This is a genomic window from Vibrio sp. 1-Bac 57 (assembly GCF_037546855.1).
Taxonomy (GTDB): Bacteria; Pseudomonadota; Gammaproteobacteria; order Enterobacterales; family Psychromonadaceae; genus Psychromonas.
The window spans coordinates 35,017-59,382 of the sequence record NZ_JALAAC010000019.1; the positions used below are offsets into that span (position 1 = coordinate 35,017).

At 37.7% G+C, this 24,366-nt stretch carries 14 protein-coding genes; 11 read left to right on the plus strand and 3 right to left on the minus strand.

From position 1 onward, the window contains the following. Window positions 1–89: 89 nt before the first annotated feature. Window positions 90–1,790 (plus strand): alpha,alpha-phosphotrehalase, encoded by a 1,701-nt coding sequence (gene treC / locus MT391_RS13085; protein ID WP_499498427.1) that lies wholly within the window; start codon window positions 90–92, stop codon window positions 1,788–1,790. 161 nt (window positions 1,791–1,951) lie between these two features. Here the strand turns inward: treC and ispB are convergent, their stop codons facing one another. Continuing rightward, window positions 1,952–2,923 carry an octaprenyl diphosphate synthase gene (gene ispB / locus MT391_RS13090; protein WP_499440794.1) on the minus strand — a complete coding sequence of 324 codons (972 nt, stop codon included), beginning with the start codon at window positions 2,921–2,923 and terminating at the stop codon, window positions 1,952–1,954. Between the two features lie 357 nt (window positions 2,924–3,280). Here ispB and rplU point away from each other — a divergent pair, with 357 nt between their 5' ends. The 5 genes from rplU to MT391_RS13115 all read left to right on the plus strand — a co-directional run bounded on the left by rplU (window position 3,281) and on the right by MT391_RS13115 (window position 7,785). Continuing rightward, window positions 3,281–3,592 carry a 50S ribosomal protein L21 gene (gene rplU / locus MT391_RS13095; protein ID WP_025563511.1) on the plus strand — a complete coding sequence of 104 codons (312 nt, stop codon included), beginning with the start codon at window positions 3,281–3,283 and terminating at the stop codon, window positions 3,590–3,592. Window positions 3,593–3,608: 16 nt separating this feature from the next. Continuing rightward, window positions 3,609–3,866: a 50S ribosomal protein L27 gene (gene rpmA / locus MT391_RS13100; RefSeq protein ID WP_025563510.1), complete on the plus strand. Its 258-nt coding sequence runs from the start codon at window positions 3,609–3,611 to the stop codon at window positions 3,864–3,866. 151 nt (window positions 3,867–4,017) lie between these two features. Beyond that, a complete protein-coding gene (gene cgtA, locus MT391_RS13105) occupies window positions 4,018–5,184 on the plus strand; it encodes an Obg family GTPase CgtA (RefSeq protein WP_166372357.1) in 1,167 nt (388 codons plus the stop codon). Window positions 5,185–5,518: 334 nt separating this feature from the next. Beyond that, window positions 5,519–6,382: a mechanosensitive ion channel domain-containing protein gene (locus MT391_RS13110; protein WP_499498429.1), complete on the plus strand. Its 864-nt coding sequence runs from the start codon at window positions 5,519–5,521 to the stop codon at window positions 6,380–6,382. Between the two features lie 242 nt (window positions 6,383–6,624). Beyond that, window positions 6,625–7,785: a mechanosensitive ion channel family protein gene (locus MT391_RS13115; protein ID WP_499498431.1), complete on the plus strand. Its 1,161-nt coding sequence runs from the start codon at window positions 6,625–6,627 to the stop codon at window positions 7,783–7,785. 300 nt (window positions 7,786–8,085) lie between these two features. On the opposite strand, the gene barA is transcribed toward MT391_RS13115, so the two are convergent. After that, window positions 8,086–10,863: a two-component sensor histidine kinase BarA gene (gene barA, locus MT391_RS13120; protein WP_499498433.1), complete on the minus strand. Its 2,778-nt coding sequence runs from the start codon at window positions 10,861–10,863 to the stop codon at window positions 8,086–8,088. A gap of 115 nt (window positions 10,864–10,978) precedes the next feature. Between barA and rlmD the strand changes: the two genes are divergently transcribed. Together rlmD and relA are read left to right on the plus strand one after the other, a co-directional pair. Continuing rightward, on the plus strand, window positions 10,979–12,319 hold the full coding sequence (gene rlmD / locus MT391_RS13125) for a 23S rRNA (uracil(1939)-C(5))-methyltransferase RlmD (protein WP_499498435.1): 1,341 nt from the start codon (window positions 10,979–10,981) through the stop codon (window positions 12,317–12,319). Window positions 12,320–12,529: 210 nt separating this feature from the next. Then, window positions 12,530–14,743 carry a GTP diphosphokinase gene (gene relA, locus MT391_RS13130; protein WP_499498437.1) on the plus strand — a complete coding sequence of 738 codons (2,214 nt, stop codon included), beginning with the start codon at window positions 12,530–12,532 and terminating at the stop codon, window positions 14,741–14,743. 324 nt (window positions 14,744–15,067) lie between these two features. On the opposite strand, the gene priA is transcribed toward relA, so the two are convergent. Next, window positions 15,068–17,302 (minus strand): primosomal protein N', encoded by a 2,235-nt coding sequence (gene priA / locus MT391_RS13135; protein ID WP_499498439.1) that lies wholly within the window; start codon window positions 17,300–17,302, stop codon window positions 15,068–15,070. A 400-nt stretch (window positions 17,303–17,702) separates the two neighbouring features. On the opposite strand from priA, the gene rpmE reads away from it, so the two are divergent. The 3 genes from rpmE to MT391_RS13150 all read left to right on the plus strand — a co-directional run bounded on the left by rpmE (window position 17,703) and on the right by MT391_RS13150 (window position 24,181). Further along, on the plus strand, window positions 17,703–17,918 hold the full coding sequence (gene rpmE, locus MT391_RS13140; protein ID WP_025563502.1) for a 50S ribosomal protein L31: 216 nt from the start codon (window positions 17,703–17,705) through the stop codon (window positions 17,916–17,918). 230 nt (window positions 17,919–18,148) lie between these two features. After that, window positions 18,149–19,390 carry a malic enzyme-like NAD(P)-binding protein gene (locus tag MT391_RS13145; protein ID WP_166372363.1) on the plus strand — a complete coding sequence of 414 codons (1,242 nt, stop codon included), beginning with the start codon at window positions 18,149–18,151 and terminating at the stop codon, window positions 19,388–19,390. A gap of 225 nt (window positions 19,391–19,615) precedes the next feature. After that, window positions 19,616–24,181 (plus strand): ATP-binding protein, encoded by a 4,566-nt coding sequence (locus MT391_RS13150; protein WP_166372364.1) that lies wholly within the window; start codon window positions 19,616–19,618, stop codon window positions 24,179–24,181. Window positions 24,182–24,366 lie beyond the last annotated feature (185 nt).

A 24,366-nucleotide genomic window follows, 5' to 3' on the forward strand; every position in this document is an offset into this window, starting at 1 on the left:
TTTGATCTTCAACTTTAGCTTTTTTCTTTAAATAATTAGCAATTTCAAATAATAGTGGATGATTTTTTCATTCACTTAACGAGTACTCTATGAAAAATTTACACAACGAGTGGTGGCGTAAAGCGACTATTTATCAAATCTATCCTAAAAGTTTTTGCGATAGTGGCGGCAAAGGAACAGGCGATATTCAAGGCATCATTAGTAAATTAGATTATTTACAGACTTTAGGCGTTGATGCTATTTGGTTAACACCTATTTATTGTTCTCCAATGATTGATAATGGCTACGATATTTCCGATTATTACAATATTAATCCTGATTTTGGTGATATGGCAGATTTTGATATGCTGCTGTCTACTGCTCACCAAAAAGGGATCCGTATTATTCTTGATATAGTGGTCAATCATACTTCTACTGAGCATCAATGGTTTCAGTCTGCACTCGCAGATAAAAACAGTCCTTACCGTGATTACTATATTTGGCAAGATCCAAAAATGGGTGCCGAGCCTAATAATTGGCAATCTAAGTTTGGCGGTAATGCGTGGAAGTTTGATCAAAAAAGTGGTCAATATTATTTGCATTTATTTGCTGAACAGCAAGCAGACTTGAATTGGGAAAATCCAAAAGTACGTGCAGAAGTTGAGAATATTATTAGCTTTTGGGCTGAAAAAGGTGTCGATGGATTTCGTTTAGATGTGATTAATTTAATTTCTAAGCAACCCTCTTTTCCCGAGGATGAAAGCGATGGCAGAAAATTTTATACCGATGGGCCACGTGCGCATGAATATCTGCAGCGATTAAGTGAGTCTGTCTTTAATAAGTATGGTTCGGTTACCGTGGGAGAAATGTCTTCAACTAGCCTTACGCATTGCCAACAATATTCTGCAACAGATGCAACTGAACTGTCCATGGTATTTAACTTTCATCATCTTAAAACAGATTATAAGGATGGTAATAAGTGGACCAATGCACCGTTAGACTTGTTGCAATTAAAACAAATATTTAATTACTGGCAACAAGGAATGCATAATAAGGGGTGGTCTGCTCTTTTTTGGTGTAATCACGATCAGCCGCGTATTGTTAGTCGATTTGGTGATGATAAACAATATCGTGTGCAATCGGCTAAAATGCTCGCCAGTGCCTTACATATGCTGCAGGGAACACCTTATATCTACCAAGGTGAAGAGATTGCGATGACCAACCCTGGGTATCAATCAATTAGCCAGTATCGTGACCTTGAGAGCATTAATATGCATCGAATCATGCTTGAACAGGGGAAAACTGAACAACAAGTGATGGCTATTTTAGCTAATAAATCACGTGACAACTCACGCACACCTATGCAATGGAATAAAAAAGAGCAAGCTGGATTTAGTGATGTGCAGCCGTGGTTAGAAGTGGCGAGTAATTATCTTGAAATTAATGTTGAAGCTGCTCTGTTAGATCAAAATTCGGTCTTTTATCATTACCAAAAATTATTGATATTACGTAAACAGTTAGATGTTATTTGTTGGGGGGATTATCAGGATCTTTGTCCGGAGCATGAACTGCTATTCTGTTATCAGCGCACAACCCCTGAACAAAAACTATTATGCATTAATAATTTTTCCTCAGAGCAAGTGTCTTATGCTTTGCCCGATTCACTTTGTTTGGAAAATACAAAGGTTATTATTGCTAACTATAGCGAATCCGAACAAGTGGAGAGTAATGGACGAGTAATAAATAGTTTGTTAAGTAAAGAGATCACGTTACGTCCTTTCGAAAGTTTAGTGTTGTTGGAGGAAGTATAAGAGAAGTTTAGATCAAGTTTATAAGAGGTTGCTACGGGAGATGTCTCTCGTAGCAATTTTTTTACTGCGGTTGGAGTGATAATTACAGTACTTATCTTATTATTGCATCGTGGACGAAGCTAACTTAAATATTATCTACACACTATTTATGTTAATCAGTATCAACTAACTCGGTTTGCAGCTATATGTGCAAGGCTGATCAACGCTTGTTTATATTCGCTTTCAGGTAAGATAGCAATTGCATCAATGGCTTTATCCGCTTCTTGCATTGCACGTTGTTTTGTATATTCAAGTGCCTTCGTTTCATTCAGTGCTTGCATGATTAAATCAAAGTGTTGCATACCATTGGCTTTTTCAATTGCTTCTCTAATCAAAGCTCTTTGAGCTTCTGTACCGTGTTGCATTGCGTACAGTAGTGGTAGAGTTGGTTTGCCTTCTGCTAGGTCATCACCTGTATTTTTACCCATCTCCTGCGCATCAGACGCATAATCCATGACATCATCAGTTAATTGGAAAGCTGTGCCTAAGTAAGTCCCGTAATTAAGTAACGCATCTTCTATCGCTTGAGGTTGTTGGCCTAATACGGCAACTAATTGCGTAGCCGCTTCGAATAGTTTTGCAGTTTTAAAGTAGATCACATCCATGTAGGTTTTTTCAGTGGTATCGGGATTATTACAATTCATTAATTGCAATACTTCTCCTTCAGCAATGACATTGGTCGCGCTGGCTAAAACATTCATTACTTTAAAATTCTCAAGCTCTGTCATCATTTCAAAAGAACGGCTATATAGAAAGTCCCCGACGAGTACGCTTGCTGCATTACCAAATAAAGCGTTGGCTGTTTTCTCGCCGCGGCGAAGGTCTGACTCATCAACAACATCATCGTGTAATAACGTCGCAGTATGGATGAATTCAATAATAGCCGCTAACTTTGTAATGTTAGGAGAATAGACATTAATCGCTTGTGCCGCTAATACAGTGATAAGTGGACGAATGCGTTTACCGCCACTATTAATGATATAAAAGCCGAGTTGATTAATTAACGCAACATCAGAGCTTAACTGTTCAGTAATCAATTGATTCACCTGAGTCATACTTGTTGAAGAAAGCTGCTGAATTTGTTTAATATCCATGCGTAAAAAGTCCCATTGGATGTCTTGAAAATAGTGCGTGTATTATTGCCGTTTATTGAACATATCTCAACACCCGATGGCGATTAACAAAGGCTTAAGCGAAATTTATTAGTGATGGACATGCTTAACGACTATTTAATTGATTTTTAATGTTTTATTTTGCTGATTTTTGATGCTTTTTTGGGCTTTTTTTGAGCGTGTAAATTTAGCAATAAACTAATTGTAATTTTTTAGCCAAAACTGATTGCCAAAGGGCGAATGTCTCTGTAGAATCCGCGTCCATTGTGATTAATTAGTGCGCTCTCGATGTTATGTTTGAAATAAAACAACACGAGATGCCTGAACGGAGTAAGAAACATGTACGCTGTTATCCAGAGTGGTGGCAAGCAACACCGTGTTGCTGTTGAACAAACTCTTCGTTTGGAAAAACTTGATGTTGAAGCTGGTGCAACTGTAGAATTTGATAAAGTTCTATTAGTAGCAAGTGCTGAAGACGTTAAAGTTGGTGTTCCATACGTTGAAGGAAGTAAAGTTACTGCAGAAGTAGTAGCTCACGGTCGTGGTAAAAAAGTTAAAATCGTTAAATTCCGCCGTCGTAAACATTCGCGTAAACAAGCTGGCCATCGTCAGTGGTTTACTGAAATTAAAATTACTGCGATTAACGCTTAATTAGGAGTTATTAAAAATGGCACATAAAAAAGCTGGTGGTAGTACTAATAACGGTCGCGATTCAGAAAGTAAACGTCTAGGCGTTAAACGTTTTGGTGGCGAATCTGTTTTAGCTGGTAACATTTTAGTTCGTCAACGTGGTACTAAATTCCACGCTGGTCTAAATGTTGGCCTAGGTAAAGACCACACACTATTCGCTAAAGCGACTGGTACTGTTAAATTCGAAAAGAAAGGCATGCCTTTACGTTCATTCGTGAGCATTGTTGCTGAATAGTTTTTCGAAGCAAATTTTAAAAAGCCTCGCAAATGCGAGGTTTTTTTTTGTCTATCTATTTCTATTGAAAATAAAAAATGTGATCTATGATCAATAGAAATGGGTATAATCATCGTTACTTAAGTAGCGAATATGTTTTTTGGAGGTTGTAATGAAGTTTGTTGATGAAGCAAGAATAAAAGTTGATGCTGGAGACGGTGGCAACGGTGTAGTCGGCTTTCGTACTGAAAAATATATTCCTCGTGGCGGCCCTAATGGCGGCGACGGTGGTGACGGTGGCGATGTTTACCTTGAAGCTGATGAAAACTTAAATACTTTAATTGATTTCCGTTTTGTTCGTTTTTATAACGCAGAACGTGGTGAAAATGGTCAAGTTTCTGACTGTACAGGTTCTCGTGGTAAAGATAAAATCATCAAAGTACCGGTCGGTACTCGTTGTCGTGATGATGATACTGGTGAGATTGTTGGTGATTTAACTAAAAATGGTCAAAAGCTAATGGTCGCTAAAGGCGGTTTCCATGGCTTAGGTAATGCTCGTTTTAAAACGTCTACTAACCGTGCTCCTCGTCAAAAGACAGAAGGGACAGCTGGTGAAGTACGTAACTTATTATTAGAGTTATTATTACTTGCCGATGTAGGCATGCTAGGTCTACCTAATGCCGGTAAATCGACATTTATTCGAAGTGTTTCTGCTGCAAAACCTAAAGTAGCTGATTATCCATTTACTACGTTAATACCTAACCTAGGTGTGGTGAGTATGGGACATGGTAATAGTTTTGTTATTGCTGATATTCCTGGATTAATTGAAGGTGCTTCTGATGGTGCAGGGTTAGGTACACGTTTCTTACGTCATCTAGAGCGCTGTCGTGTGTTATTACACATGATTGACTTGTTACCGGCTGATGCAAGTGATCCGGCTGAGAATGCCTTAGTTATCTTAGAAGAGCTAAAAAAACACAGCCCTAAACTAGCAGAAAAGCCACGCTGGTTAATCTTTAATAAAACTGATTTGTTATTAGAAGATGAAGCCGAAGAAGTGATGCAACGTGTTAAAGACGCGTTACAGTGGGATGGACCTGTTTATAAAGTAGCTGCTATCTCTAAGACGGGTACTCATGACGTGTGTAAAGAGTTGGTTGCTTACCTTGAAGAGTTACCTACAGAATTCACACCAGAAGAAGAGCGTCAGCAAGTTGAATTCCAATGGGATGATTACCATAAAGCAGCCATTGACGCTGTTGAAGGTGCTGTGCATATTGACGACGATGATGATGACGAGTGGGATGATCATCCAAACATCGTGTATGTTAACGAATAATAATTAATCAATTAATCACTTAATCACTTAATCACTTAATTAACTGATTAAGTGAATGACCAATAGTCTGCTATTAAAGCTAGGTTATTGGTCATTTTTGTTTTTGTAACAATAAACCTACCCTATTATTTACCTTATTTACCTTATTTACCTTATTTACCTTATTTACCTTATCCATAACATTACCTTCGGTTTTCATTTATAGCTTTGATCGCATTCATTTTTGTTGAGTATCTATTTGAAAAAAGTCATTCGGCTGTTGTTTCTAATATAGTTATCAGTATTAATGAAGTAAGTGTTTACTGGATTATCAAATGACATTTTAGGAGTTATCATGTCACTACAAGAACAACCAATGATAGGCTCGTTAAAATCAGAAACTAGCTTTATTGAACAAAGTATTAACTGGTTTAGCGAGCACCATCAATTGTTTATAAGTTATATTTCTAATATTGTTATCGCAATATTAATTATTATTGTGGGGGTGAAAATAGCGCGAGGGTTGTCAGTTTTTTTAGAAAAAAGGTTAAAAAGCAAAGCAATAGACATGACCATCGTAGATTTTCTGTCCGCAATTACCTATTACGCATTAATTATTATTACATGGATTGCTGCCTTAGGGCGTTTAGGTGTTCAAACTGCATCTTTGGTCGCGATCATTGGTGCCGCTAGTTTAGCAATCGGCTTAGCACTTAAAGGTTCATTATCTAATTTTGCTGCTGGTGTGCTGTTAGTGGTGCTTAGGCCTTTCACTGCAGGAAATTTTATTGAAGCTGCTGGTACTGCAGGTACAGTTGAATCTATTCAGCTTTTTAATTGTGTATTAAGAACTGGGGATAATAAACTTATTTTTGTACCAAACTCAGCTATTTTGAAAGGTAATATCGTCAATGTTTCGCGCAAACCTGAACGTCGTATCGATTTAATCATACGCGTTAGTTATCAGGCCGATTTGAAACAGGTGAAACAGTTACTTAAAACAACAGTACTAGCAAATGAGAAGGTATTAAAAAAGCCAGGCTTACAAGTTGCGGTCTCTGAGCTTGCCAGTTCAAGTGTTAACTTAGTGGTACGTCCTTGGGTGAAATCTGCTGACTATTGGTCTGTTCGTTTTGCTTTAACTGAAAGTATTAAAAATGCGCTATATAGTGCCGAAATTGATATTCCTTATGCGCAGCTATATTTACATAAAAAGTAATCTGAACTGTTCTTGAGACAAGCAGACTAATATGCTCATCGCTTCTAGATGCTATCCTATTGAGGTATTAATATCTGGCTATTTAATATCTGGTTAATTAATATCTAGACAGAATTGAGTCTCAAGGTGAGTTTTCCCTTGTTAACTGTGCATTGCAACGCATCAAGGGGTAGTATCAGGGCTTATTTTTTATCCCCTTATCATCACCATTTATAATAATGTTTTTTCTTTTAAGGAGTCATATGATTGAACAGGCTGAAGTCTATGTAAGTACTTGGTTACTTTCATTAAATATTGGTAACTGGGTTGCTAACTTTGCTTTTATGTTATGTCTTACAATGATATTGCAACTAATTTGGCGTTACTTTGCAAAAAGAACTGAAAATGTAATTTCTAAAACTTCAAATAATTGGGACGATATTGTTTTTTATGGGGTGAATAAACCCATTAATTGGGTGATTTTGTTAATGGGCACCTCAATGTCACTAAGGGTCGTAGCCGAAAGTGAAGAATTGGTTATCTCTGACTACCTACCTGTGGTGCAAAAGGTGGCAATTCTCTTTATAGTGGGGTGGATATTCTGGCGCTTAGTCTATAAAGCAGAGCATACCTACGTTGCTGATGATGCAAAAGATACAACCACAGTGACTGCATTGGCTAAATTAGCAAAACTTTCCATTATTACTATTATCACATTATCTATTATTCAAACCTTAGGGGTGAGTATTTCTGGTGTGCTCGCATTTGGTGGAATGGGTGGACTAATAGTTGGTATGGCAGCCAAAGATTTATTATCAAACCTATTTGGTGCGACCATGGTTTATATGGATAAACCCTTTAAAGTTGGTGATTGGATACGTAGCCCAGATAAATCTATTGAAGGTACAGTAGAGGAAATCGGTTGGCGTGTAACGCGTATTCGCACTTTTGATAAACGTCCTATTTATGTGCCAAATAGTCTATTCACTACGATCGTTGTAGAGAACCCATCACGTATGACCAATCGACGCATTAAAGAGAACTTTGGCCTGCGTTATAAAGATATTAAACAAATCGAAGGGATCATTAAATCGGTTAGAGAAATGTTGGAAAATCATCCCGATATAGATCAATCTCAAACATTGATTGTTAACTTTGATTTATTTAATAACTCGTCTCTAGACTTCTTTATCTATACGTTTACTAAAACAACGAATTGGGTTTTATTCCATGAGGTTAAGCAGGATGTATTATTAAAGGTTGCAGATATTGTGATACAGCATGATGCTGAGTTTGCTTTCCCTACTCGTCAACTACATCTTAATAAAGACGATCATAAAATGCTTTTTAATGATAACCATAAGCACGAAAGTAGTCAGTACGATAAATATGACAAATATGAGAAGCCTGAAACGGCGAAATAAGGCTGTTAATTAATAGTTTTGCTTGATAGCCAACAAGGGTGCTTAGGCTTCTCGCTTTTGCTATAAATCTAGCGATAGTGAGTGGTTTACCGATACGTTAAAACTATGTAGTAGAGCTAAACTATGTTGATAGGGCAAAGGTGTAATAAAGAATATGACCGTTTAGATTTAAACGGTCATTTTCTTAACTTACGAGGCTGTAATAAAAACGCTGCAGCTGTCATTTATTGAAACGCTTTGCACTCTATTCACTCTATACTCACAAATAACAGATGTGATTATTTATCTATTATGTTGATCTTATTTTAAATAGGCCTGCGCTTCTTTTTCAACGTTATCAAGTTCGTCTAGTAGCTCTAATAATTCAGGTTCTAAATGATGTGCTTTAACTCCTTGCTTAAGCTCTTTTTCGATTAACCCTGCAATATTCTTTAATTTAGGTACGCCACTATAGCTACAACCGCCATGAAATTTATGAATGATGGTAACAAACTGCTCATGGTCGCCTTCTTCTTCAATAATTAGGTTTGCGGCGTTTCTGATGTCTGCAAACTCATCCAATAACATACTTAACATCTCTTTGGCTAAATCAGTTTTTCCTGCTGATTGCTGTAATGCAAGTGTCCAATCAAATGATTTTTTTTCTATAATAGGCAATGTTGGAGGAGGTGTTGGTGATGTTTCTTGAGTAGACAAAGGATCAATAACTTTAGCATTCGGCGCCCACTTATTAATAATTGCCTGTAAAGCCAATTCATCAATTGGTTTAGCTAAACAATCATCCATACCTTTTTGTAGCAGCTTTTCTTTTTCACCTGGTAAAACATGTGCCGTGACGGCAATAATCGGACTTTCTTGATTTAAAGAGTTCTTTTTGATTTCTGCACAGGCACTAACACCATCTAAAACTGGCATCTGGATATCCATGAAGATAATGTCAAAAGGTATTTTCTGTGCTTGTTCTACGGCTTCTCGTCCATTATGACAGGTAGTGACTCGATTAACGCGATCGCTTAGCATCGCTGAAATGAGTTTTAAATTGGCTCGGTTGTCATCAACGGCCATCACGTTAATGTCTTTACGCTGCAATGGCGCTGAAACTTGTAATGTGGTCGGCGTCGTTTCATTAGAGACTAAAGCATTGGCAAAGTTTTTATGATTAATCGGCTTGCTTAAACAATGAGTGATACCGGTATTCATTAATTGTTCATACACGCTTGGGTCACTGGAGTTGATTAATACAATTATATTGTCAGTATATTCCTTCGCTTGCTCTATATGATTTAATAATGGACGTATATTTTGGTTATTACTGTGTCCGATGACAATGCTGTCATAGCATTTGTTGAGTGCTTTTTTCCATTGTAGATCGGTTTCAGTAAGGGTGGCGTTTGTTTCCCACTGCGTTAATAGCTGTGTGCAAGCCCTTGCCGCATATTCATTCGATTCATAGGCTAATACGCTTCGACTTGATAACCTTGTAAGCGGTAAAGATTCCAATGAGGCTCTTGTATTCTTTTCTATTTCAATAACAAACCAGAAAACTGACCCTTGATCAGGTGCGGACGTAAGATCGATATGGCCTTTCATTTGGCGAACTAGCTTTTGTGTGATCACTAATCCTAAACCGGTACCACCATATTGACGAGTGATACTACTATCTGCCTGTCCAAAGGCTTTAAAGAGTTGTACTTGTTGCTCCTTAGAAATACCGATCCCCGTATCAGAGATAACAAATTTTAGCTTGATGTTGTTCTCTTTACTGCAGTCTTCCTCAATACGTTGAATATTAACGTCAATATTACCTTGTTCAGTAAACTTGACGGCATTACCTATTAAATTGGTTAACACTTGTTGTAAACGCATTGCGTCGCCGATTAACTCTTGCGGTACATTGCTATCAATATACATACTTAGTTCAATATTTTTTTCATGTGCACTTTGTGCCAAGAGATGCATCGTTTCGTTAATGCAATCACGAATATCAAAGGGAATGTTTTCGAGGTCTAACTTGCCTGCTTCTAGTTTAGAAAAGTCTAAAATGTCATTAATGATATTAAGTAAATTACCTGCGGAGCGTTCAATCGTTTGTAAGTAATCAACTTGGTTATTAGTAAGTTGTGTTTTCAGTAATTGCCTTGCAAATCCAATCACTCCATTAAGTGGAGTACGTAATTCATGGCTCATATTGGCCAAGAATTCAGATTTTACTGACGCTGCTTGTTGTGCTTCTTTACGGGTAATATCTAGTTCAATATTTTGTACTTCCATTTGATCTAGCGTTTCTCGCAACTCACTGGTGGCTAAATCAATACTTTCTTGCATCTCTTCGTGATGTTTAGACATGGCCACTGCCATTTCATTGATACCGTGTTGCAATAGACTAATTTCGCCAGTGTACTCACCTTCTACACGTGAGTTTAAACGTCCAAGACTAATTTTTTCAACGACGGAGGCCATTTCTGAAATAGGGGCGGTAATGCGCTTTGCTTGTCTGAAGGCTAAATAAACACTACCTAATATGCCCATTAATACTACCAGCAGGGAGATTGCAGCATCGCGATATAGTAATAATTCAACTTGGTCTCGATTTATCTCTAATGCCACATAGCCGACCACTTTGCGGGGTTGATCAAAGGTTAATTGGTACTCTAAAAAGTTGGTTTCATCAATAATGGGACTATGAATAATAATATTGTTACCGATAGTGCTGATCTGCGGTAAATCTGGAATAGGTTCATCGACGGCTAACCTCAATTGTTTATAATCTCGGTGATAATTACTGATCACAAACAATTCATTGTCAGCGGTAAATATCGCAATGCTCTTGATCATGGGGCTATTTTTACGGTGTGTCGCACCAATTAAACGGCGTAAAATAGTTCTTGTTTCATCTTGCATTCCATATTCACTGGCAATCGATAATGCATCTGCAATATTAAGAGCGCGATTAATTAAGAACTCATCGGCTTGTTGAAAGCGATGAAATGAAAAGTAACCGGCTAATAACCCTCCAATCAATACAGTAGGAAGGATGGTATAAGCAATAACTTGTGCGCGTAGGCCGTATTTAGTCATAGGATAAAGTCTAATTTCAATGGAGTAATGAATGCTTGCATGTTTTATGTGACAATAGTGTACCGATAAACGTAATCGCTATCATGGCATAGCTTACTTCACCTGTGAAATATTTATGGCCCAGTTCTTCAAAGCATCGCGCACAAACAAGCAAAATAACAAAGTAATTAAACATTGTCAGATTGATAAACTCGATCATCAAGGTCGAGGCATGTTATTTCATCAAAACAAACCTCTGTTTGTAGCAGGTGGATTGATCGGGGAAGTATTAGATGTTTCCATTGAGGAAGATAAAAAGCGTTATAAAAAAGCGACTATTCTCAACATACATAAAGCCAGTGAACTGCGTATAAACCCGCATTGTGAACACTATCAAGAATGTGGCGGTTGTCACTTACAACATATTGAGCAAAATGCTCAGATAGAGATAAAACAGCAAGGTGTATTAAGCTTATTTGAACGTTTTGCTAAACATAAACCAGAACAATTAGAAGAAACTTTGCAATCGGATGCCTGGGCCTATCGCCGTTGTGCGCGTTTTGGTGTGCTCTTTGATAAAAAAACTAAAAAAGTACAAATGGGGTTTCGTCGTTCGAAAAGTAGTGAACTGATTAATCAACAAATTTGTCCGGTATTAAAACCTGCATTGTCGCAATTAATTTTACCCATTAAAGCCCTGTTAAATCAATTACAAGGTAAAGCGGCGCTTGGCCATGTTGAGTTAGTAGAAGCAGAAAATACGGTGGCGGTTTTATTGCGCCATCTTAAACCGCTTTCTGAACAAGATGTACAATTGATTGTCGCTTTCTCTAAACAACATCAATTACAGTTTTACGCTCAGAGCAGCCCAACTACAATCACATGCTTAACGACTGAGCAACAATTATGTTACTCATTACCAGAGCAAGATTGCCAGTTTGGATTTAACGTTGATGATTTTCTGCAAGTAAATGCCGTGGTTAACGAAAAAATGGTCAAGCAAGCAATGAATTGGCTTGCACTAAAAGAAACTGATCAGGTTTTGGATTTATTTTGTGGGTTGGGTAATTTCACGCTACCTATCGCAAAAATTGCTAAACAAGTGGTTGGAGTGGAAGGTATTCAAAAAATGGTTGACCGTGCCACCGATAACGCCAAACACTGCCAAATAAATAATGCGCAATTTTATCAAGCTGACTTAAGTGACCTGAACGCGTTAAATGCACAATGGTCAAAGCAAGATTATAACAAAGTATTATTAGATCCAGCGCGAGCAGGTGCAGCTGAATGCATGGAGTTTGTCGCCAATAAAAAACCTACGCATATTGTCTATGTTTCCTGTGATCCGGTGACTTTAGCGAGGGATAGCCAGTTACTTTTAGATCAGGGCTATAAACTCGATAAATTAGGCTTAATCGATATGTTCCCACAAACTGCACATGTCGAATCGATGGCATTATTTATCAAAAATAAGTAATATTTACAGGGTAATAAAGTTTTGAATCAAATGAGAGCAGAAGATTCAGTCTCTTTATCATTGAGTATGTTTTAGTATTATTAGATTCTACTGAGGCCGCATTAAAATTAGTATTTAAAGTCTCAGTTTTCAAGGAACATGTTAACAGTGTTTTAGTTATTCATTGGTTGCTTGTAATCGAAAGATACAGTTGATTTTTTGGAGTATTAGATGGTTTCAGTTCGTGATACACACTTTTACCAAAGTGCATTAAATGACCCAGAGAAATGGGTGACAACTTTTGGTTTAAGTAAACAAGATCAAAATAATTTATTTGATAATTATAATAAAGTCAGTGAATTATGTGACTCTGAACAGCAAATCGTTGCTTTGCAGCTTGGCTGTGAAATGGTTGAAATATTGGTCACTCTAAACATGGACATGGATACTTTAAATGCAGCATTAATCTTTCCTCTACTAGCTCAAGATGTTTTAAGCACTGAAAAAGTGGATGAATTGTGGCCAAAGCGCATTGCTAAATTAGCAAAGGGTGCGATGGAAATGGAAGGTATCCGCGCTTTACAAGATAGAGGTGGCAAAAAAAGTGCTGAGTCTCAAGTTGATAACTTGCGTCATATGTTATTAGCGATGGTAGAAGATGTTCGTGCAGTAGTGATTAAACTTGCTGAACGTATTTGTTATTTGCGCCAGGTTAAAATTGCTGATGAAGAAACAAAAGTACAACTTGCTCACGAAATATCAACTATTTACGCTCCTTTAGCAAACCGTTTAGGAATAGGGCAGTTGAAATGGGAGCTTGAAGATCTCTCTTTCCGTTACCTACAAGCTGAAACCTATAAAAATATTGCTAAACAGCTTGATGAAAAACGTATCGACCGTGAAAACTATATTCAAGATTTTGTTGAAACCGTTAAATCTTCATTACAAGAGATGAACATAACGGGGACAGCTTATGGGCGACCTAAGCATATCTACAGTATTTACCGAAAAATGCAGAAAAAAGACCTTAAGTTTGATGAATTATATGATGTAAGGGCTGTACGAGTTGTGGTCGATAAACTGCAGGATTGTTATGCCGCATTAGGCGCTATTCATACTAAATGGCGACATATTCCCCGTGAATTTGACGATTATATTGCTAACCCTAAGCCTAATGGTTACCAATCTATCCATACGGTTGTTTTAGGCGATAGCGGTAAGCCTGTTGAGGTACAAATACGTACCCAACAAATGCATGAAGACTCTGAAATGGGGGTTGCCGCGCATTGGAAATACAAAGAAGGCAGTGCTGGTGGAAAATCAGCAAGTAATTACGAAGAAAAAATAGCCTGGTTGCGTAAACTCTTAGCATGGCAAGAGGATATGAGTGACGGCGATGATTTAGTTGAGGAAATTCGAAGTCAGGTCTTTGATGACCGAGTGTATGTGTTTACACCAAAGGGTGAAGTGATTGATATGCCTGCGGGCTCGACGCCACTCGATTTCGCTTATTATATTCACAGTCAAATTGGACATCGTTGTATCGGTGCGAAAATTGCCAATCACATTGTTCCATTTACTTACCAATTAAAAACCGGTGACCAAGTTGAAATTCTTACTCAAAAAGAAGCGAATCCAAGTAGAGATTGGTTAAATCCACAGCTTGGTTATATTAACGCGCCACGTGCTCGCCATAAAGTAGCGACTTGGTTTAGAAAGCAGGATCGAGATAAAAATATCATTGCAGGACGTGAGTTGTTAGAAGTTGAATTGGTTAAGATCAATTTAAAGCTGGCCGATATCACACCTGCGATCTCACGCTTTAACGTGGGTACTGCTGATGATATTTATGCGGGTATTGGTAATGGTGATTTACGTATTAATCAATTGGTACATTTTTTAGATGGCTTTTATCATCAAAAAACCCTAGAGCAACAAGATGCTGCCGCGTTATTAGAGTTACAAAACCGCAAGACACAAGTTGCGCCTAAAAATACCGGCAAAGATATCATTATTGATGGTGTGGGTAACTTAATGCATAACATTGCAAGGTGTTGCCAACCTGTACCTGGCGAGGAAATTGTCGGTTATATAACGCAAGGGCGTGGTATTTCTATTCACAAAAGTAACTGTGAGCAATTATCTGACCTAGAAGAAGCGCACCCAGAGCGTATTATTAGTGCCAATTGGGGGGATTCACAATCATCAGGCTATACGCTAACGCTACGCTTAATTGCAGACGATAGAAACGGGTTGTTAAAAGATATCACCACGGTACTATCTAATGAAAAGGTAAATTTATTGGGTGTACACAGCCAAACTAACACTAAAACATTAACCGCTATTATTGACCTGTCTTTAGAGGTTCAAAATAATAAAGAGATTAATAAATTATTAGTGAAGTTAAAGCAGCTTAAAGATGTATCAGACGCCCATCGTTTATAATGTAAATGGTTAACATGGGAAGTCTGGTGTTTACTATTACCTTATGATGTTCAGGAAAGGCCATCATGAGGTAATAAGCTTAAAGTGACGCTTAAAATTGCTGAAGAAAGAGTCCTCTTAAGCACTAAACTAAGCCGACGAGCGTAGACGAGATAAGTGCAGCAGCTGCTAGTTAAATGATCAATGCAGATCAGAATTATTGAAAGTAATCTCTATAACATCGTACCAATGAGTAGGCCTCATATTACCAATACAATAATGGTAGATACTTGATAATAACTGCTACTTGATATAGCTAGCTCTTGATATAAATAAATACTTGGCTTAAATAAAATCAATCGGATCAACATCAATTGACCAACGTACCTTTCGCCCCTCGGGTATTTTTTCAAAATGGGCTAATGCAATATTTAATGTTTTAGTCACCAAAACTCTTTGTTCACTTTGTATCAGTAATTGAAAACGATACTTTCCTGCTCGCCTTTCCATTGACGCAGCTATCGGACCTAATATCAACAAACGGTCACTGACCTTATTATTCAATGCAATCTGATTCAATGTTTGTTTACAGAGCGTTAAAAAGTTCTCTGCCTGTGTTGCATTTAATGATTCAGCTCTGATCAACGCTTGATATGAAAATGGCGGTAACTGTGCCATTTTTCGTTCTTGTAAAGCGCTGCGAGAAAAATCACCATAACCATTATTCACTAACTCTTGTAATAGGTTATGTTCAGGGTGAAAAGTTTGTAATACGACTTGCCCTTTTTTCTCTGCTCGGCCTGCTCGACCTGCTACTTGCGTAAATAACTGGCCCAGCCTTTCACTCGCCCTAAAATCATTACTAAACAGAGCTCCATCGACATCTACCAATGCCACTAACGTAACATCTGGAAAATGATGTCCTTTGGCCAGCATTTGAGTACCCAGTAATATTTTATATTTCCCACTGTTAATATCGTTGAGATATTCGTTAAAGCTATCTTTTTTACGCGTATTATCGCGATCAATTCTTACTGTTTTATGATCTGGAAATAACTGCGTTAATGTTTCTTCCAGTTGCTCTGTCCCTACACCGGTAGAGTGCAAATTGGTAGAGCCACAATCATGGCATTGTTCGGGTACTGGATGTGTCGCCATACAGTGATGACAATGTAGATAGTTTGCACTTTTATGATAAGTGTAAAAAGCATCACACCGCTCACATTTTGCCAACCACCCACATTCATGACACATTAAAACAGGAGCGTAACCACGGCGATTTAAAAATAAAATAACTTGATTGTTTTTATCAAGATGTTGCTGCATCAGTTCGATTAATTGTGGTGATAACCCTGATTTAAGCGGTAAACCGGTCAGATTAATCAAATCATTTCTAGGTGGAGTTGCATTGCCTGCGCGATGTGTCAAAAACAGATGGTGGTAACGCCCTGATAACGCATTATTAAGTGATTCAAAAGCAGGAGTCGCCGACCCGAGTAGAATAGGAATATTTTCTTGAGAGGCGCGTTTGATCGCAAAATCTCGAGCGTGATAACGAAAGCTATCTTGTTGTTTAAAAGAGGCATCATGTTCTTCATCTAAAATAATTAACCCAAGGTTTTTAAAATCACTAAAAATGGCACTTCGAGTCCCAATCACAATCGCAGCACTACCTTGCTTAGCGTGCAGCCAAGTTTCTAGTTGTTGCTGTTCGTTTAATGCTGAATGTTTCAAATAGATAGGGACATTAAAGCGCGCTTTGAAGCGTTTAATGGTCTGTGGTGTTAAGCCAATTTCTGGCACAATAATTAATGCTTGTTGACCTTTTTCTAAGACCGCTTTCAATATATTAAGGTAAACTTCTGTTTTACCACTGCCAGTGATCCCTTCTAACAAATAGCATTTAAATTGGTTTAATTGTTGCGTCACACTGGTGATCGCAATCGCTTGTTCAGTGCTTAACTGAGGTTTTTGCTGTAGCTCTCGTAATGATTCTGCCCACTCAATATTGCTGGCAGGGATTTCTTCATATCGTGTGATCAGTTGCTTTTCTTGTAGGCTATTTAATGTCGCTCGGCTGACATTGTTCTCTTTTAATTGGTCATAACTGAGTGCTGATACTTGTAATAGTTGTGCGGCTTGATATTGCTTTTTTGCTCTTGTTAGCTGGCTAATATCACTATTAGCTTGTTTCAATTTCCAATATTCTTGCGCTTTAAAGGTGGCGGGTTTTCCTTTGCGTAATAAAGTAGGGATTGCTTGTTGGAATACATCGCCAAAAGGGTGCTGATAATAGATTGCTGCCCAATTTAATAACTTATATAAGCTATCACTTAATAGTGCTTGTTGATCCAATAATTGTGAGATGGATTTTAATTTTTCGATAGCAAAGTCAGATTGCGCAGGTGTCGCAGTGATCACGCCCACTTGTTTCCGATGACCACCACCGAAAGGTACTATCACACGACTGCCAATTAATGAGGTGAGGTCCTCTGGGTAGAGGTAGGCTGGAAGTAAGTAATCAAATTGCTTATGTAAAGGAATTGCCAGTGCCACTCTGCAAATTATTAATTGAGTCATAGAAGATCTGTTTTAAGTGAATACATAATTAGGATTAAACATTGTAACCTGTTTACGAGAAGGGTTCTGTTTAAGTATTCTAAATTAATCAATTTATACTTATCTACATTTTATTTTTATACCTATAATCTATGCTTCTCGTTTATACCTACCATGTACTCTCCTAAGGGCTTGATGGTTTTGTATCTGCATGATAATAATAAGAAAATAATGAATGTCATTAAGCTTTTTTAATGCTGGGAATAAAGTTGTTATTTTTGGTTATTTTAAGTTGTACTTTTATTATCCATTACTATACAATCCGCAACCTGAAATTTAATGAAAATACGTGTGGTACTTTGTTGAGTGAAATAATTCATTCAAGCTGAGCAGCGACACGGCCTAAATAGAGGTTTTCCCAATGAGAAAAGAAATTCACCCAGAATACAAATTAGTTACTGCTACTTGTTCATGTGGTAACGTTATTAAAGTTGGTTCTACGCTTGGTAAAGAAGAGTTAACTTTAGATATTTGTTCAGCTTGTCACCCATTCTACACTGGTACTCAACGCGTTGTTGATACTGGCGGTCGTATTGACAAGTTCAAAAAACGTTTCGGTGCTTTATCTTCTAAATAAGATAACTACCACGTTTTTAAAAAGCACCTTAGGGTGCTTTTTTTGTATCTGTAAACCTGAAATTTACTTTTTTTCTAAAAATTGCCTTCCAATACAACCTTACCCTGTTTGAGCTGCTACAATACTGCTAATTAGCTCTGTGATTTTGGTTAAAATTTGACTATCATCACACTTTTATTTTTATGCTTATCTTTTATAAGCAATTTAGCCTATTCGAATGGAATTTATAGATGTCAGATTTTCGCCAGCAAGCCCTTGATTACCACGCTTTTCCTAAACCAGGAAAAATTAGCGTAGAGCTTACAACTTCAGCTGAAACAGCTGAAGATTTATCATTAGCATATAGTCCAGGTGTTGCCGAGCCGGTGAGAGAGATTGCGGCTAACCCTGATGATGTTTATAAATATACAGCTAAAGGTAATTTAGTTGCTGTGATCACTAATGGTACTGCTATTTTAGGTCTAGGTAATTTAGGCCCGTTAGCTTCAAAGCCTGTAATGGAAGGTAAAGCATTACTCTTTAAACGCTTTGCAAATCTTGATGCGGTTGATATTGAAGTAAAGCATCGCACACCAGAAGAGTTTATTAATACTGTCGCTAATATCGCAGATACCTTTGGTGGTATTAACCTTGAAGATATTAAAGCACCTGAGTGTTTTGAAATTGAAAAAGAGCTAAAGCAACGCTGTAATATTCCTGTTTTCCACGATGACCAGCACGGTACTGCAATTGTAACTGCAGCTGCAATGATCAATGCGTTAGACATTCAAGGTAAAAAAATTGAAGAGTCGAAAATTGTCTGTATGGGCGCTGGCGCAGCAGCCATTGCTTGTATGGAATTATTGATTAAATGTGGCGCATTGCGTGAAAAGATTTACATGTTGGATCGTAAAGGGGTTATCCATACTCGTCGTGACGATATCAATGAATATAAACAACGTTTTGCCAATAATACTGACCAACGCACTTTGCAAGATGTTATTTGTGGTGCAGACGTATTTGTGGGCGTATCTGGCCCGAATGTATTAGGTGCTGACGATGTTAAACTAATGGCTCCGAATCCAGTTATTTTTGCTTGCTCAAATCCAGATCCTGAGATTAACCCTGATTTAGCACACTCAGTACGTGATGATTTAATCATGGCGACAGGACGCAGTGATTACCCTAACCAAGTTAATAATGTACTTTGTTTTCCATTCATCTTCCGTGGTGCTTTAGATGTTCGTGCAACGGATATCAATGATGAAATGAAAGTCGCTGCTGTTAATGCAATTCGTGCGATTGCAAAACTGCCAGTACCAGAGTCTGTACTTAAAGCAAGTGGTTATGAATCACTCGATTTTGGTAAAAATTATATTATTCCTAAACCTATGGATCCTCGTCTATTGAAAAGTGTTGCTGGTGCTGTTGCACGTGCTGCTATCGCAACGGGTGTCGCACAAATCGAACTTCCTGAAGATTATATGCTTTAAGCTTGACTTCACAACTTGACATAACGATTCCTATTTTGTTGTTTTTTTACACCCAATAGAAGAGAATAGTTATATATTCAAGCTAATATCTAGCTCAAGCTTCACAATATGCAACTTATTCGCAAATGATTTATATTGATTAGAGTTCAATAGTGGAATCAAATGCTAATAAGTTGTAAATTACGACATTTATTTTTTCCATCACTTTCTTGTAAGGGTAATTATATGACAGGAAAACCTTCATCTTCTCAGTTTGAAGTGAATAATATTGCAGATCCGCTATTTATTCATGCTGAGCAAATCGCAAAAGACTTTTCTCTATTTCCAGATAATTCATTACCGTCAAATACAGATGGTGTAGAAGGTCTTATTGATAAGCAGCGTATTAAATCAAATCTGGCTACTATCAAAAAATTGGATGTTGATGCTTATATTGCACGTACGGTAACACCGGCTGAGAGTAATAAGCGACCTGGTTCAAAAACTATTATTGAAGGGTTTAACGGTAAAATCATTACCGAACAACTAAACGGAGCCTTTTATTCTGCAGAAATGGAATTGGATTTTGGCGGTTACAGCCGTCGTATTGGTCTAATTGCACAGGAGCGTAGTTCAAATAATGGTGCTTGGATGCCTGAACACCATCTAGCAGCAAGTAAAGCGATCCGTAAGTTTGCAGATATGTCATTACCGATTGTGTACTTAATCGACACGCCGGGAGCTGACGCTGGAGAAGCGGCGAATAGTCAAAACCAAGCGCACAGTATTTCACAAATGATCACTGAAAGTGCCAATGTTGATGTTCCTACTATCGGTATAGTGGTGGGTGTCGGTTATTCTGGTGGCGCTATTCCATTAGCAACGGCTAATATATTGTTATCGGTACGTGATGGTATTTTTAATACTATTCAACCTAAAGGTTTACAAAGTATTGCGCGTAAATACAACTTGTCTTGGCAGGAATGTGCTCAGTCTGTTGGTGTATCACCAGAAGAGCTTTATGAAATGGGCTGTATCGACGGTATTGTTGATTACTCGCCTGTTGACCAAGATGAGCGTCAACACAACCTTCAGAAAGCGATTATTTCTGGTATTTTATCGATTGAGTCAAAATCAGTTGAATTTGTACGTAAGCATCCTGATATTTTAGAACATTATAACCGTAGTCTTTCGCGTTACCTTGAACCTTCAAGCAAGCTACTAGCGATAGAAAATGCAACGGATGCTCAGCTATTAGCTAAAAACCCAACGTCACATAATAATGCATTTGGTACTACTTACCGCTACATGCGTTACTTGACGTTACGCTCTCGTATTAAAGCGATTCAAAAGAACGAATATGGCCGTTTATCTAAATTAACGGTACCAGAAGGTGATTTGAAAGCCCGTATTGAAGCAGATCGTAAGCAAGTATTCTTAAACTGGTTAGAAAACCCAGATAAGTTAATTTACGATGATAGACTGAATAAAAATTGGAAAACATTCCTACAAAAACGTGAAGATAAAGGTGTTGAGCGTAACGTAATTACTAAGCTTATCTTAGGTGAGCCAAAAGCAAACTATGATAACGCACGTAGTACATTAATGATCAACCTAACTTGGTCATTGTATAACCGTTGGAAAACCAGTGCTGAAAATAACTTTCATTCTCTAATTAAACATTTAGAAGATGAAAAAACGATGCCAATGACGGATTCATTTCCTGAATTAGCAGAGCTTGATATCATTGATGTTGTTTCACACACTGAAACGCGTGAATGCTTCATTATACATTGTCGTCATATGCTGGTGTTTAACGCACTTTATGACAATACAATGGGCAACTTAGCCTCTATTGCTAAAGAAGCAATGGCGACAAAAGAACTTTCTCGTCAATCGGTTTCATCATTGGTGCGTAGTTCATTAAAGACTGCACTAAACAAAGTCAGTGATGATGATTACGAGCAATTAAAAGTTACTTTTAATGCATGGTTACAATACTTCACCGAGCAGTCTGAGCGTGGTGAAATTCTTGCTAAAGTGGAAGAATGGAAGAGTATTGGTGCTCCACAAATGAACTCTAGTTTATTTGTTATTTTGACCTACTTGTTCGAAAAACTATTACCTGAATACTACAACAGTCGTGATGACGAAAGCTCTTACAATGGTGCAATTAACCCTGTAAGAATCGGACGTCGTAAAGATTTCTGGAACCGTTTAACAATGGGTTATCAAGATCTATTGATTCAAGCTGTATTACGTTCAGAAAAAAACAAAAAGAATAATTCTCATGAAGCGATTATTCAGAAATTCTTTACTAACTTCAAAGAGTCTCGTGCTGACTTAATGACAGCAAACCTATTAGAGTTCCCTGGTTTCCGTCTATCTGTAGAAGATGCGTTAGATAGAAATATCAAACCATGTGGATTGATCACGGGTACGGGTGAGTTTAAATTAGAAAGTGGCGAAACACAGCGTGTTGGTGTTGCTGTTTCTAATCTATCTTTCCAAGCGGGTGCTTTTGATATGGCCAGTGCAGAGAAGTTCTGTGCACTATTGGTTAAATGTGCAAAACAACATTTACCTGTTGTGGCTTTCATTAGTTCTGGTGGTATGCAAACTAAAGAAGGTGCTGCAGCACTATTCTCAATGTCAGTAGTTAATGACCGTATTACGCGTTTTATTCGTGATAACGACTTACCTATTGTTATGTTTGGTTACGGGGATTGTACTGGTGGAGCACAAGCAAGTTTTGTAACCCACCCAATGGCACAAACTTATTACCTTTCTGGTACTAATATGCCATTTGCTGGTCAAATGGTTGTACCTGCGTACTTGCCATCAACGTCTACATTATCTAACTACTTGTCACGTGTTCCTGGTGCAATGGATGGTTTAGTTATCAACCCATTCTCTGATGACTTGAATGACAAGCTACGTGATATTGATGAAAACATGCCAATGCCTGTTATCACTGTTGAAGAAACAATTAACCGTGCATTGTCTGGCTTTATACCTGTCTGTGATATCGAAGAAGAGAAATTCTCTAAATCTGATCCTCGTCAATTAATGCATCCAGTTAAAAAAGTATTAATACATGCGCGTGGTTGTACTGCTGTTAAATTAATTCGTATTGCCAAAGCTAACAATATTAATGTTGTTTTAGTGGCTTCTGACCCTGATATGACTTCTGTTCCTGCGGATATGCTAGGTGAAGGCGATAAACTAGTTTGTTTAGGTGGTAATACTTCAGATGAAAGTTACTTAAATGCAAGTTCTGTAATAAAAGTAGCTGAATACGAACAAGTTGACGCATTACATCCAGGCATTGGTTTCTTATCTGAAAGCCCACATTTTGCTGACTTATGTATTAGCCATGATATCAACTTTGTTGGTCCAAGCATGAACAGCATGCTAACGATGGGTAATAAGTCAAACGCAATTAAAACAGCACAAGCTAATGGTGTGCCTGTAGTACCTGGTTCTCACGGTATTTTAACCGGTGCAGAACAAGCTTTAGATATTGCTAATAATATGGGTTACCCAGTTTTATTGAAAGCAGTAAACGGTGGTGGTGGTAAAGGTATTTTGGTTATTGAAAAAGCTGAAGATATGTTTGCTGGCTTTAACCAAGTATCTGCTGAAGCACGAAGTGCATTTGGTAATGGTGACTTATACCTAGAGAAATACATAACTTCTTTACGTCATATTGAAGTGCAATTATTACGTGATAAATTTGGCAATACTAAAGTATTAGGTATTCGTGATTGTTCAGTGCAACGTAATAACCAAAAAGTAGTTGAAGAGTCTGCTTCAACTATGTTGCCTGAAAAATTAGAAAAAGAAGCGCTTAAGCATACTGCTGCTCTTGCTGATGCAGTAGATTACATGGGCGCAGGTACGGTTGAGTTTATTTACGATTTAGATGCAAATGACATCTACTTTATGGAAATGAATACTCGCTTACAAGTTGAGCATCCAGTAACTGAAGCAACATCATGTATTGATATTGTAAAAGCACAGTACGATATTGCTTCTGGTTGTGACATTTCTGAGCTGACGCCACAGAAAAAAGGTTATGCAATTGAAGTGCGCGTAACGGCTGAGAAAGCTGGCTTAGATTCTGATGGCATCATGCAGCTATTGCCTTACCCTGGTAAAGTTTCTGAATGTATCATTCCTGAGCAAGACGATGTTGAAGTGATGTCGATGATTGCTACGGGGAAAGAAGTTTCTCCATACTACGATAGTTTAGTGGCACAATTTATTTGTCATGGTGAAGATCGTAACGATACTATTGCTAAGTTACTTGAGTTCTTAGATAAAGTAAGTATTAAAGGTATCGCGACTAATATTCCATTATTGAAACGCATCCTAAAAGATGACACTTTCATAAATGGTGAATACGATACCACTTACTTACCTAAATTCATGGCTAAACTTGACCAACAAGTGATGATCGATGAAATGGAAGCGTCAGCTGCCTCTGGTCTTGAAGGTGTTGCTGAGTCTATCCAAGTTGATGGCAGTAATGAGCTGAAAGTAATTGCACAAAGTGCTGGTATTTTCTACCGAGCGTCTTCACCAGCTGAGCCTGATTTTGTATTAGAAGGTGACATTGTTAATGTTGAACAAACATTAGGTTTAATGGAAGCAATGAAAATGTTCTCACCTCTAACGCTAGCAAGCTTTAATCGTAAAGATGCAGTGCTTTATGATGCAAAAACTAAGTTCCGTGTAGAGCGCATTATCAATGCAAATGGGCAACAAGTATCGAGCGGTGATTTGTTATATATAATTACCCCGCTTTAAAGTTACTTTGTTACAAAAAACCAGTCGTTTGACTGGTTTTTTTTTGCCTTAATAATCTGTATTTAATCAAAATAGTGTAATAAAAACAGCAAGTAATATAGTTTTAAGTGGATAGTTATTCACTTATAGACTACTTTAATTTATCAGGCTGATTTAGTATTTAAGTAAAATAATACATTCAGTGA